Source organism: Streptomyces sp. P13-3-3, from assembly GCF_050571355.1.
In the GTDB taxonomy this organism is placed as follows: domain Bacteria; phylum Actinomycetota; class Actinomycetes; order Streptomycetales; family Streptomycetaceae; genus Streptomyces; species Streptomyces althioticus.
In genome coordinates this window covers 2479795-2492549 of record NZ_CP192228.1, presented here as the reverse complement: position 1 = coordinate 2492549, position 12755 = coordinate 2479795, and the positions used below count along the sequence as shown (strand labels likewise).

At 70.5% G+C, this 12755-nt stretch carries 12 protein-coding genes; all 12 read right to left on the bottom strand.

The genetic code is table 11. From position 1 onward, the window contains the following. Positions 1 to 91: 91 nt before the first annotated feature. Positions 92 to 427: a hypothetical protein gene (locus ACQZOG_RS11305; RefSeq protein WP_430741481.1), complete on the bottom strand. Its 336-nt coding sequence runs from the start codon at positions 425 to 427 to the stop codon at positions 92 to 94. Between the two features lie 52 nt (positions 428 to 479). After that, positions 480 to 1307, bottom strand: a complete 828-nt coding sequence (locus ACQZOG_RS11300) for a shikimate dehydrogenase (RefSeq protein ID WP_430741480.1) — start codon at positions 1305 to 1307, stop codon at positions 480 to 482. After that, positions 1307 to 3022 (bottom strand): endolytic transglycosylase MltG, encoded by a 1716-nt coding sequence (mltG, locus tag ACQZOG_RS11295; protein WP_203551165.1) that lies wholly within the window; start codon positions 3020 to 3022, stop codon positions 1307 to 1309. Before mltG ends, ACQZOG_RS11300 begins: the two co-directional genes overlap by 1 nt. A 126-nt stretch (positions 3023 to 3148) precedes the next feature. Next, positions 3149 to 3640, bottom strand: a complete 492-nt coding sequence (ruvX, locus tag ACQZOG_RS11290) for a Holliday junction resolvase RuvX (RefSeq protein WP_351034619.1) — start codon at positions 3638 to 3640, stop codon at positions 3149 to 3151. A gap of 11 nt (positions 3641 to 3651) precedes the next feature. Further along, a complete protein-coding gene (gene alaS / locus ACQZOG_RS11285; RefSeq protein ID WP_037638582.1) occupies positions 3652 to 6324 on the bottom strand; it encodes an alanine--tRNA ligase in 2673 nt (890 codons plus the stop codon). Continuing rightward, entirely contained in the window at positions 6324 to 6692 is a 369-nt protein-coding gene (locus ACQZOG_RS11280) for a hypothetical protein (protein WP_006136175.1), read from the bottom strand. Before ACQZOG_RS11280 ends, alaS begins: the two co-directional genes overlap by 1 nt. 7 nt (positions 6693 to 6699) lie before the next feature. Next, positions 6700 to 7149: a DUF948 domain-containing protein gene (locus ACQZOG_RS11275; RefSeq protein ID WP_106963240.1), complete on the bottom strand. Its 450-nt coding sequence runs from the start codon at positions 7147 to 7149 to the stop codon at positions 6700 to 6702. A 209-nt stretch (positions 7150 to 7358) separates the two neighbouring features. Next, a complete protein-coding gene (gene rpsD, locus ACQZOG_RS11270; RefSeq protein ID WP_019523761.1) occupies positions 7359 to 7973 on the bottom strand; it encodes a 30S ribosomal protein S4 in 615 nt (204 codons plus the stop codon). 300 nt (positions 7974 to 8273) lie between these two features. Continuing rightward, positions 8274 to 9629, bottom strand: a complete 1356-nt coding sequence (locus ACQZOG_RS11265; RefSeq protein ID WP_351034625.1) for a replication-associated recombination protein A — start codon at positions 9627 to 9629, stop codon at positions 8274 to 8276. 43 nt (positions 9630 to 9672) lie between these two features. After that, on the bottom strand, positions 9673 to 10341 hold the full coding sequence (locus tag ACQZOG_RS11260; RefSeq protein ID WP_430741479.1) for a vitamin K epoxide reductase family protein: 669 nt from the start codon (positions 10339 to 10341) through the stop codon (positions 9673 to 9675). 263 nt (positions 10342 to 10604) lie between these two features. Beyond that, positions 10605 to 11867, bottom strand: coding sequence for a histidine--tRNA ligase (gene hisS, locus ACQZOG_RS11255; RefSeq protein WP_037638591.1), 1263 nt, complete (start codon positions 11865 to 11867; stop codon positions 10605 to 10607). 11 nt (positions 11868 to 11878) lie between these two features. Further along, the gene (locus tag ACQZOG_RS11250) at positions 11879 to 12589 is read right to left on the bottom strand and encodes an MBL fold metallo-hydrolase (RefSeq protein WP_086698850.1); all 711 of its coding nucleotides are present in this window, start codon (positions 12587 to 12589) and stop codon (positions 11879 to 11881) included. Positions 12590 to 12755 lie beyond the last annotated feature (166 nt).

The following is a 12755-nucleotide window of genomic DNA, read 5'->3' as shown; positions in this document are numbered from 1 at the left end:
TCCGCCGTCCTTCGATCCTCCCACGTCGGGCGCGTCGTCCGGCCGCCGGTCCACCTGACGGACGGCGCGGATCACCAGCCGGGCACGGGGATCAGCCCTGTCCGCCGTCCTCTCGGCGCGGGGCGTAGGCGCCGAGGAAGTCGGCGCCACCGGGCTCGCGGGTGCCCGAACGGCCGGCTGTGGCGCCTTGGTTGCGCGGAGCGTACGGGCCGAGGAAAGCGGCGCCGCTCGCCTGTGCGGGGACGGGCGCGGCCGTCCGCACGGCGCGGCGGGCGGCGATCCGTCGCTTGAGCTTCAGCGCCCAGGCCGTCAGGAGCGCGAGCACCACCAGCGCCAGGACGGTGATCTGCACCCAGTCGGGCAGAAAGCCCAGCAGCGACTCGAACACCTGCGTCTTCCAGGACGCCAGCGGCACGCCTGCGGACATGAAAAGGGTCCCCTCCCCCAAGGTTCCGCCCCCTGCGGAACGAGGAGGGATATTACCGGGCTGCGAGGGCCTCCTCGCCGGCACGGCGCATGGCCTCCAGCGGAGCCGGGGAGCGGCCGGTCATCTGTTCCACCTGGAGCACCGCCTGGTGCACCAGCAGGTCGAGGCCGCTCACGACAGCCCCGCCGTACGCGGACCAGCGGGCGGCGAGGGCGGTGGGCCACGGGTCGTACAACACGTCGAACAGGGCCGCCGGGCGCTCGGGCACGGTGTGGGCGAGGGCGTCGGTGACGCCGGCCGGGGTGGTGCTGACGACCAGCGGGGCGTGCAGGGCCTGCTCTGCGTCGTCCCAGGCGACGATCCGCACGGTGACGTCGAGACGTTCCGCCCACTGCCGCATCTCGTCGGCGCGGGCCTCGCTGCGCACGTGGACGACGATCTCCCCGGTGCAGACGCGGGACAGCGCGGCGAGCGCGGAGGAGGCGGTGGCGCCCGCGCCGAGGATCGCGGCGGTGTCGACCTTGTCGATGCCGTGCTCGCGCAGGGCGGCGACCATGCCGGGGATGTCGGTGTTGTCGCCCGTGCGGCGGCCGTCCTCGGTGAGGACCACGGTGTTGACCGCGTCGACGGACGCCGCCGTCTCGCTGATCCCGTCGAGCAGCGGGATCACGGCCCGCTTCAGCGGCATGGTCAGCGACAGTCCCGCCCACTCCGGGCCGAGCGTCTCGAAGAAGCCGGGCAGCGCCGCCTCGTCGACCTCGAACCGGTCGTAGGTCCAGCCCTCCAAGCCCAGTTCGGCGTAGGCGGCGCGGTGCAGCACGGGCGAGAGGGAGTGGGCGATCGGGGAGCCGAGCACGGCGGCACGGCGGGGCCCCGGCATCAGTTCTTCCTCGACGCGTTGAACTTGTCGACGAGCTTCTGGTGCTCCTCGATGTTCCTGGCGAACTCGGTCTTGTCCATGCCGTCCGTGGCCACGAAGTAGATCCAGCCGTCCGAGGTGGGGTTGAGCGCCGCCTTGATGGCGTCGTCACCAGGGTTGCCGATCGGACCGGGCGGCAGTCCCTTGTTGGTGTACGTGTTGTACGGGTCGGTGTTGCTGTTGATCTCCGACTCGGAGATGTCGATCTCGCTCTGACCCTTGAGGTAGTTGAAGGACGAGTCGAACTGGAGCTTCTGGTTCGTCTCCGTGTTCGTCGGCTTCAGCCGGTTGTAGACGACCTCCGACATCTTGCGGAAGTCGTCGTGCGTCTTGCCCTCCGCCTGCACGAGGCTGGCGACCGTCACCAGTTCCCACGGGCCCTCGAGGCCGAGGCTCTTCGCCTTGGTCTCGAAGTCCAGGGACTCGTACTTCTCGGTGGCACGAGCCACCATCTGCTTGAGCACGTCCTCCGGCGTCTGCCCCTTCGCGACGGCGTAGCTGGAGGGGAAGAGGAACCCTTCGAGCGGGTCCTTCACGTCGGCGTGGTTCACGGCCCAGTCGGGCAGTCCGAGGGTCTTCCACTTGGTCTCGGCGACCTTGGCCGTGGTGCCCTTCTTGACCTCGAGCCGCGCGTCGATCAGCTCGTAGACGGCGGCGTTGCGCCGGCCCTCGGCGATGATCAGGTTGTCGCGGCTCTTCGGGCTGAGCATCAGTTCGACCGCGCTCGCGGCCGACATCTCCTTCTGGAGCGTGTAGACGCCGTCCTGGATGTTCTTGCCGTCCGGGTTGGCCGCCTGGGCCGCGACGAACGCGTCGACGCTCTTGACCACGCCCATCTTCTTGAGCACCTGGCCGATGGCGTAGCCGCCGGAACCCTTGGGGATGGTGACGGTGACCTGCTGGCCGTTGCCGGAACCCGCGAAGTCCGGGGCGCTGCCGAAACGATCCTGGTAGAACTGGTAGCCGAAGTAGCTCACCCCGGCCAGTCCGCCGCCGAAGACGGCGACGACCACGAGGCAGGCCAGTCCGCTGCGCCGCTTCTTCTCCTTGCCGCCGCCCCTGCGGTCCCCGCCGCCCCGGCGCTCGCCGCGTCCGCGCCGGTCGTCGGACTCGCCGCCGTCGCGGCCGTCCTCGTCGTCGCCGCCCGCGAAGAACGCGTGTTCACCCTGGTCGGGACCGGGGTCCCAGTCGGTCTGCGGCTCGGGCTCCCGCTCGGGCTCGGGCCGCCGACGGCCGGGCGGCTCGGGCGGAGGGTAGGCCTCGGCGGTGCCGTAGTAGTCGGACTGCTCCCCGCCGTAGGGCGCGGGCTGCTGCGCGTACGGGTCCTGGGGGCCGCCGGCGTACGGGTCCTGGGGGTAGGAGCCGGTGGGCCAGCCGTTCTGGTCGTACTGCGGCTGCTGGTGCTGAGGCTGCTGGTGCTGCGGCTGCTGCTGGGGCGCGTACGGCTGACCGTACTGGTCGTACTGCGGGTACGACTGATCGCCGTACCCGTGCTGCTCACCCGTGCCCCACTCGCCGTACTGCTGCTGCGGCTGCTGCGGGTAGTGCTGCTGCTGGCCGCCGTAGGACTGCTGGGCCTGCTGGGCGGCCTGCTGTCCTCCCCATCCGCCGTCCCCGTACAACGGGTCGTCCGGATGCCACGGTTCGGAGCCTTGGCCCCGGCCATACTCAGTCATCGATCCCCTAGAGCCGCGAGGCGGCGGCAGCCCGGCCACCTGAAGACCGCGGCTCCCGTTCCGCCTCTCTTAGTGCGGGGCTGTTCGAACACCGCCCGCATCGCGCGGAACGTTACCGTATCGCGATCAGATGACCACTTCGACGCCCTCGCCGGGTGGTCTGCCTGACACCCGTTCGGATTCCAGTGCCTGCTGGAGGATGATCACAGCGGCGGCCTGGTCGATGACGGCGCGGCCCTTCTTGGACTTCACGCCCGAGGCGCGCAGTCCCTGACTGGCCGTCACCGTGGTCATCCGCTCGTCCACGAGCCGCACCGGAACCGGGGCGATCATACGTGCCAGTTCCTGCGTGAAGGCGCGGACCTTGGCGGCGGCGGGACCCTCGCCCCCCTTGAGGGAGCGAGGGAGACCGACGACGACCTCGATGGGCTCGTACTCCTCGACGAGCTGCCTCAGTCTGCGGTGCGCGGCCGGGACGTCCCGGCCGGGGACGGTCTCGACCGGGGTGGCGAGGATCCCGTCGGGGTCGCAGGAGGCGACCCCGATCCGGGCGTCCCCGACGTCGACCGCGAGGCGGCGGCCGCGGCGCAGGGCCGGGCCGTCCGCCTGCTGGTGCATGGGACCGTCGTTCACTTGGCGGTGTCCGCCACGAGACGCTCGACGGCCTCGACGGCCTCGCCGACGGCGGCCGGGTTCTGGCCGCCGCCCTGGGCCACGTCCGGCTTGCCGCCACCGCCGCCGCCGAGGGTCTTGGCGGCGGTGCGCACCAGCTCACCGGCCTTGAGACCGCGCTCGCGGGCGGCCTCGTTGGTGGCGATGACGGTGAGGGGCTTGCCGTTGACCACGCTGAACAGGGCCACCACGGCGGCCCGCCCGCCCTGGATGCGGCCGCGCACGTCGAGCACCAGCTTGCGCAGGTCGTCGGCGGTGGTGCCGTCCGGGACCTGGCCGGTGACGACGGCGACGCCCTTGATGTCCTTGGCGGACTCGGCGAGGCCGGCGGCGGCCTGGAGCACCTTCTCGGCGCGGAACTTCTCGATCTCCTTCTCGGCGTCCTTGAGCCGGCCGAGCATGGCGGACACCTTCTCGGGCAGCTCCTCGGAGCGGCCCTTGAGCAGTTCGGTGAGCTGGTTGACGACCGTGTGCTCGCGGGCCAGGAAGTTGTAGGCGTCCACGCCGACCAGGGCCTCGATGCGGCGCACACCGGAGCCGATGGAGGACTCGCCGAGCAGCTTCACCAGACCCAGCTGGGCGGTGTTGTGCACGTGGGTGCCGCCGCACAGCTCCTTGGAGAAGTCTCCGATGGTCACCACGCGGACCCGGTCGCCGTACTTCTCGCCGAACTCGGCGATGGCGCCCTGCTTCTTGGCCTCGTCGATGCCCATGACGTCGGCGCGGACGTCGAGGTCGCGGGCGAGGACCTCGTTGATCTTCTGCTCGACGTCCAGCATGACCGTCTGCGGGACGGCGGCCGGGGAGCCGAAGTCGAAACGGAACCGGCCGGGCTGGTTCTCGGAGCCGGCCTGGGCGGCCGTCGGGCCGAGGGCGTCGCGCAGGGCCTGGTGGGTGAGGTGGGTGGCCGAGTGGGCGCGGGCGATGGCCTTGCGCCGGCGGTCGTCGATGGCGGCGTGGGCGCGGGCGCCGACGGTGACCTCGCCGACCTGGACGACGCCCTTGTGCACGTAGACGCCGGGCACCGGCTTCTGGCAGTCGCGGACCTCGATGACGGCGCCGGCGTCGGTGCGGATCCGGCCGGTGTCGCCGATCTGGCCGCCGCCCTCGGCGTAGAAGGGGGTGCGGTCCAGGACGATCTCGACCTCGTCGCCCTCGGTGGCGGCGGGTGAGGGAACGCCGTCGACGAGGATGCCGACGACGGTGGACTCGCCCTCGGTGTCCGTGTAGCCGATGAAGTCGGTGGCGCCGGCACGGTCGGCGATCTCGCGGTAGGCGCCGAGGTCGGCGTGGCCGGTCTTCTTGGACCGGGCGTCGGCCTTGGCGCGCTCCCGCTGCTCCTTCATCAGGCGGCGGAAGCCGTCCTCGTCCACGGAGAGGCCCTGCTCTGCGGCCATCTCCAGGGTGAGGTCGATGGGGAAGCCCCAGGTGTCGTGGAGCAGGAAGGCCTTGTCGCCGGGGAGCACGTCGGAGCCGGCGGCCTTGGTCTCGGACACGGCGGTGTCGAGGATGTTGGTGCCGGCCTTCAGCGTCTTGAGGAAGGCGTTCTCCTCGGCGAGGGCGACCTTCTCGATGCGCTCGCGGTCGGTGACCAGCTCCGGGTACTGCTGCCCCATCATGCCGATGACGACGTCGATGAGGTCCTTGACGACCGGGCCGGTGGCGCCGAGGAGGCGCATGTTGCGGATGGCGCGGCGCATGATGCGGCGCAGCACGTAGCCGCGGCCCTCGTTGCCGGGGGTGACGCCGTCACCGATGAGCATGGTGGCGGTGCGCATGTGGTCGGTGACCACGCGCAGGGAGACGTCGGAGCTCTGGGCGTCGCCGTAGCGGACGCCGGTCAGCTCGGTGGCCTTCTCGATGACGGCCATGGAGGTGTCGATCTCGTACATGTTCTGCACGCCCTGCAGAATCATGGCGAGCCGCTCGAGGCCGAGGCCGGTGTCGATGTTCTTGCTGGGCAGGTCGCCGAGGATCTCGAAGTCGTCCTTGCCGGTGCCCTCGCCCCGCTCGTACTGCATGAAGACGAGGTTCCAGATCTCCACGTACCGCTCGTCGTTGACGGCGGGGCCGCCCTCGGCGCCGAACTCGGGGCCGCGGTCGTAGTTGATCTCGGAGCAGGGGCCGCAGGGGCCGGGGACGCCCATGGACCAGAAATTGTCCTTCTTGCCCAGGCGCTGGATGCGCTCCTTGGGCACGCCCACGACCTCGTGCCAGATCTGCTCGGCCTCGTCGTCGTCCTGGTAGACGGTGATCCAGAGCTTCTCGGGCTCCAGCCCGTAACCGCCCTTGTCCTGAGGGCTGGTGAGCAGCTCCCAGGCGAGCTTGATGGCGCCTTCCTTGAAGTAGTCGCCGAAGGAGAAGTTGCCGCACATCTGGAAGAACGTGCCGTGGCGGGTGGTCTTGCCGACCTCTTCGATGTCGGGGGTGCGCACGCATTTCTGCACGCTGGTGGCGCGGGCGAAGGGCGGCTTGACCTCGCCGAGGAAGTAGGGCTTGAAGGGCACCATGCCGGCCGGGACGAGGAGCAGAGTCGGGTCGTCCGCGATGAGCGACGCCGACGGGACGACGGTGTGCCCGCGCTCCTCGAAGAAGCTCAGCCAGCGGCGGCGGATCTCGGCCGACTCCATCAGTGGTCCTCATTCCGGTTGTACGGGTACGTCGGGTACGTCGACTTCTTGGGGCCCTCGACGTACGGGGGGCTGTTGCGGTTCTCGATCACGGCGTAGCCGCGGGGTGCGGGCAGTTCGCGGTCGACGGGGGCGTTGAGCCCGAGCGCGTCGCCGAGTTCGGCCTCGCGCTGCGCCATGTTGTCGCGGACCTCGAGGGCGAAGTCCACCGCGCGGTCCTTGAGCCGGCCGCCGGCCTCGATCGCCTTGTTGGCCGCGGCGACGGCGAGGTGCTCGGGGGTGAGCTGCTTGATCTTGCGGTTGACCTTGGTGGTGGCCCACACGCCGGCGGCGACGCCGGTGGTGAACCAGAACGTTCGGCGGAACATCGTCCGGTCAGTCCTTCTTTCCCCGGGTCCGCTTGTCGCGCCGCGCTCCCGGGACGGTGCGGCCCACGATCACGTTGCGCCGCGTCCGCTCCGGCGCGTCCTCCTTGCGGCCGCCGAGGGCCCGGCGCACGCCGTAGCCGAAGGCGGCGACCTTGACCAGGGGGCCGCCGAAGGTGGAGGCCACGGTGGTGGACAGCGCGGAGGCGTTGGAGGTGACCTCCTGGACGTCGGAGGCGATCGCGTCGACCCGTTCGATCTGGGTCTGCGCGGACCGGACCGCCGTGGAGGCGTCCGCCAGCAGCGGGACGGCCTGGTCGGTCACGTCCGCCACCAGCTTGGTGGTCGCCCGGAGCGTCTGGGCCAGCCTCGCCAGTGCCACGGCGAGGAAGGAGACCAGGATCGCCCAGAAGACGGCCACCAGGATTCCGGCCACCTCGCCACCGGACACTGTGTGCACCCGCTCCCTTGAAACGCGCCTGAACATCGAGAAAGTCGTGTGACCGAGCCTATCGCGCCGGTGACGGGTCTCCGTACCGGATTACCGTCCGCCACGGCGCCGGTCCGGACGGAAGGCGGTGGAAGGGGTCCGGGCGAGGACGAGCCCGCCGCCTCCCCGCCCCGGAGGGCGGGGGGACGACGGGCTCGGATACCGCGTGCCTGCTGGGATCAGCGGGCGTAGTACTCGACGACGAGCTGCTCGTCGCAGATCACCGGGATCTCCTTGCGGTTCGGCTCACGGTCCAGGCGGAACGCCAGGGCCTTGAGGTTCACCTGGAGGTAGCGCGGGATCTCACCGTCGGGGGCGAAGCCACCCTCACGAGCGATCGTGAAGAGGGTCTTCTCCTTGCTGCGCTCGCGGACCTCCACGACGTCGTCCGGGCGGACACGGAAGGAGGGCTTGTCGACCTTCTTGCCGTTCACCTGGATGTGGCCGTGGGTGACCATCTGGCGGGCCTGGTAGATCGTGCGGGCGATGCCCGAACGCAGGACCAGCGCGTCGAGACGGCGCTCGAGCTCGATGACGAGGGCCTCGCCGGTCTTCATCGAGGTCTTGGAGGCGCGCTCGTAGGCACGGACGAGCTGGCGCTCGGAGAGGTCGTACTGCGCGCGCAGACGCTGCTTCTCCAGCAGACGGACCTTGTAGTCCGAGTTCTGCTTGCGGCCACGGCCGTGCTCACCCGGGGGGTACGGGCGGGCCTCGAAGTACTTGACGGCCTTCGGGGTCAGCGCGATACCGAGGGCACGCGACTTCTTGACCTTGGGGCGGGACTGGTTCGCCACTTCTTTTCCTTTTCCTTTTCGGCTGCCTCAGGGTTACGGGAGGTCGCATCCGCAGCCGGGGATTCCCAGCAGGTCCACATGGGACTGCCGGGCAGCCGCTCCCCTGGTCTGGGCACATACGTGCAGCACACGAACGGCCCACCGACCGGTCCCTGGACTTACGGGTGGTGGTGGGCTGCCCGCGACACCTACGACGGTGCGCGACGCTCCTGGATCGAAGGATCCGGCTGATCGTCCCGCCTGAGGCGCCGACCGGAGCCGGACACGGGACACAGCACTTCGCGTGAGTCTACAGGGTGCTCAGGACCGCTTGCGACCGAGGTGCGTCCTGGTCCACTCCACCGCGTCCGCGTACCGCGCCTCGGCTCCGTGCCGGGTGGGCTCGTAGTACTCGCGGTCCTTCAGGGCGTCCGGGGCGTACTGCTGCTCGGCGATGCCTTCCGGAAGGTCGTGCGGGTAGGTGTAGCCCTTGCCGTGGCCGAGCTTGCCGGCGCCCTTGTAGTGGCTGTCGCGCAGATGGGAGGGCACGGGTCCTGCCAGTCCCTTGCGGACGTCCTCCAGGGCGGCGCCGATCGCGGTGGTGGCCGCGTTGGACTTGGGGGCGAGCGCCAGGGCGATGGTGGCGTGGCTGAGGGTGAGGGCGGCCTCGGGGAAGCCGATCATGGCGACGGCCTGGGCGGCGGCGACCGCGATCTGCAGGGCGTTCGGGTCGGCGAGGCCGATGTCCTCACTGGCGGAGATCATCAGCCGGCGGGCGATGAAGCGGGGGTCCTCGCCGGCCTCGATCATGCGGGCCAGGTAGTGCAGGGCCGCGTCCACGTCGGAGCCGCGGATCGACTTGATCAGGGCGCTGGCGACGTCGTAGTGCTGGTCGCCGTCGCGGTCGTACTTCACCGCGGCCCGGTCGACGGTCTCCTCCAGGGTCGCCAGGCTCACCTCGGCCTCGCCCTTGTCCAGCGCGGCGCCCGCGGCGGCCTCGAGGGCGGTGAGCGCGCGCCGGGCGTCGCCGCCGGCGATGCGCAGCAGGTGCTCGGCGGTGTCGTCGGGGAGGGTGACGGAGCCCTTGAGGCCCCGCTCGTCGGTGAGGGCGCGCCGCAGCAGGCCGCGGACGTCGTCGTCGGTGAGCGGTTCCAGAGTGAGCAGCAGGGAGCGCGACAGCAGCGGGGAGATGACCGAGAAGTAGGGGTTCTCGGTGGTCGCGGCGATGAGCGTGACCCAGCGGTTCTCCACGGCGGGGAGCAGGGAGTCCTGCTGGGCCTTGCTGAAGCGGTGGATCTCGTCGAGGAAGAGGACGGTCTCCTGGCCGTACCCGCCGGAGGCGCGGCGGGCGCCGTCGATGACCGCGCGGACCTCCTTGACGCCCGCGGTGATCGCGGACAGCTCCACGAAGCGCTTGTTGGTGGCCTTGGAGACCACGTAGGCGAGGGTGGTCTTGCCCGTGCCGGGCGGGCCCCAGAGGATCACCGAGGAGGGGCCCGCGGGGCCCGAGGAGCCTTCGCCGACCAGTCTGCGCAGGGGGGAGCCCGGCTTCAGCAGGTGCTGCTGGCCCACCACCTCGTCGAGGGTGCGCGGGCGCATCCGGACCGCCAGCGGGCTCCCGGCGGGGTCCTTCTCCTGGCGTTCTTCCGCTGCGGCGGTGAAAAGGTCGGGCTCCACGCTGAAACCCTAAAGCACCGCGCCGACAGCCCGGCGTGGGCGGTCAGCTGGTCCAGAAGTCCCACCAGCGGGTCAGGATCAGCATGCCGATGATCCCGATGTGCAGCACCGGCAGGACCCAGGTGAACTCGCCGAAGAAGCTCTTGAGCCAGGAGGGCGCGGGCAGGAAGCCCTTGCGGATGTTGAAGGACGTCACGTACCAGAACATGACGATCGTGGCGACCCAGGCGAGGCAGCACCACAGGCACAGGGCGTTGATCCGGTACAGGGACTGGAACATCAGCCAGGCGCAGAAGCCGACGCCGAAGAGGGTGCCCGCGTTGAAGGTGAGCCAGTACCAGCGGGGGAAGCGGGCCTGGGCGAGCAGGCTCATGCCGACGCAGACCACGATGCCGTAGGTCACCAGGCCGAGCATCGGGTTGGGGAAGCCGAAGACGGAGGCCTGGTCGCTCTCCATGACGCTGCCGCACGAGACGACGGGGTTGAGGCTGCAGCCGGGAACGAACGTCTCGCCCTTGACCTTGGCCTCGAGCAGCTTGAACTTGTCGAGCGTGATCACCCAGGCGGCGAGCACGCCGGCCGCGCCGGTGATCACCAGGAGCAGCGCGAGGGCACGGCTCGCGCCCTCGGTGCGCGGTGCGGCCGCGGCTCGCTGCTGCGAGGCGGAGGGCTCTGGCTCCATGTCGACGTCCCTGACTGTCGTCCTGCTCATACGCCGATTCCGTCACTGGTGAGTCTGGACCTGCTTCGGGCAGGGGTCATTGTGCCGTACGGCCCCATGAACGCGCCGTTGGTCCTGCATAAGGACGGACGGGCGTTCGACCAAGGGCGTACGGTTTCGGCCGGTCCGCGCAGGGTCCCGCACACGCGTCCGGCCCGGGGTCCCCCGCCGGGGTGGGACCGGAATCCGTGCCGTTGACGACGCGGGCGCCGGGCCCCCGGGGGAAGGGGACCCGGCGTCCGGGGCGGGACGTCTCAGCCGAGGCGGGACTCGAGCTCCGCGACGATCTCGTTCATGCCGACCGCGGTCTGCTCGCCGGACTCCAGGTCCTTGAGCTGGACCACGCCCTGCTCGATGTCGCGCTCGCCGAGGATCAGCGCGTACCGCGCGCCCGAGCGGTTGGCCGCCTTCATCGCGGCCTTGAGGCCCTTGCCGCCGTAGGCGAAGTCCGCCGCCACGCCGTTCTTGCGCATCTCGGTGACCTTCGCGAACAGCACCCGGCGGGCCTCGTCGCCGAGCGGCACGGCGAACACGCTGGTGGTGGCGGGCAGTTCGAGTTCGACGCCCTCCGCCTCCAGAGCCAGCACCGTACGGTCGACGCCGAGCGCCCAGCCGACGGACGGCAGCGCGGGGCCGCCGATCATCTCGGACAGGCCGTCGTAGCGGCCGCCGCCGCCCACCGCGGACTGGGAGCCGAGGCCGTCGTGGACGAACTCGAAGGTGGTGCGGGTGTAGTAGTCCAGCCCGCGCACCAGCTTGGGATCGTCCTCGAAGACCACGCCCGCCGCCGTGACCAGTTCACGCACCTCCTCGTGGTACGCCTTGCAGGCGTCGCACAGGTAGTCGCGCAGCAGCGGGGCGTCGCCGAGCTGCTTCTGCACCGACTCGCGCTTGTCGTCCAGGACGCGCAGCGGGTTGATCTCCGCGCGGCGCAGGGTGTCCTCGTCCAGGTCGAGGCCGCGCAGGAAGGTCTGCAGGGCCTCCCGGTAGACGGGACGGCACTCCTTGTCGCCCAGGCTGTTCAGCAGGATGCGGAAGTTCCGCAGTCCCAGGGAGCGGTACGCCTGGTCGGCCAGGATGATCAGCTCGGCGTCGAGCGCCGGGTCCTCCGCGCCGATCGCCTCGGCACCGACCTGGGAGAAGTGGCGGTAACGGCCCTTCTGGGGGCGCTCGTAGCGGTAGTAGGAGCCGGAGTACCAGAGCTTGACCGGGAGGTTGCCCGCCTTGTGCAGGTTGGCCTCCAGGGCGGCGCGCAGCACGGAGGCCGTGCCCTCGGGGCGCAGGGCGAGCCGGTCGCCGCCCTTGGTCTCGAAGGCGTACATCTCCTTGGTGACGATGTCGGTGGACTCGCCGACACCGCGCGCGAACAGCTCGACGCTCTCGAAGCCGGGCGTCTCGATGTAGCCGTAGCCGGAGCCGCGCAGCGGGGCGGCGATCGCCTCGCGCACGGCGAGGTACGTGGCGGAGTCGGGCGGCAGCAGGTCGTAGGTGCCCTTGGGGGCCTTGAAGGTGCTCACGGAAGTACTCGTCACATTCCTCGTCGGGGAGCCTCGGTCGGGGCTCCCGGGCCGGCGGCCACCTGCCGCAGATACGGGTTGGTGGCGCGCTCCTGGCCGATGGTGGTCTGGGGGCCGTGTCCGGACAGCACCACGGTCGAGTCGTCGAGCGGCAGGCACACGCGGGCCAGCGAGTCGAGCATCTCGGCCATGTCACCGCCGGGCAGGTCGGTGCGTCCGACGGAGCCGGCGAACAACAGGTCGCCCGAGAACATGACCGGCGGGATGTCGGCCGACTCGGGCAGGTTGAAGGTCACCGACCCCTTGGTATGGCCCGGGGCGTGCGCGACGGAGAACTCCAGACCCGCCAGCTTCAGCGCGGCGCCGTCGGTGAGTTCCTTGACGTCGTCCGGCTCCCCCACCGTCAGCTCGCCCATGAGCGGCATGCCGATGGCCCGGCCTATGCCTTTCTCGGGGTCGCTCATCATGTACCGGTCGTCGGGGTGGATCCAGGCGGGCACGTCGTGCGCGCCGCAGACCGGGACCACCGAGGCGACGTGGTCGATGTGGCCGTGGGTGAGGACGACGGCGACGGGCTTGAGCCGGTGCTTGCGGACCGCCTCCGCCACACCGTCGGCGGCCTGGTGGCCCGGGTCGATGATCACGCACTCCTCACCGGCGGCGGGGGCGACGAGATAACAGTTCGTCCCCCATGCTCCGGCGGGGAACCCGGCAATGAGCACGATCGTCCTTCGTTTGTGTCGGTACGGGAGGCTTGCGACGGGCTGCGCCCGTGGTCAGAGCCTACCGGCGCTGCCGATTCCTCAGCGAACCCATATACGGTACGGGGCACACGCAGGCGGTCGGCTCACCGCACGCACGCACGCGTACCGGCCGGCACACGAGACG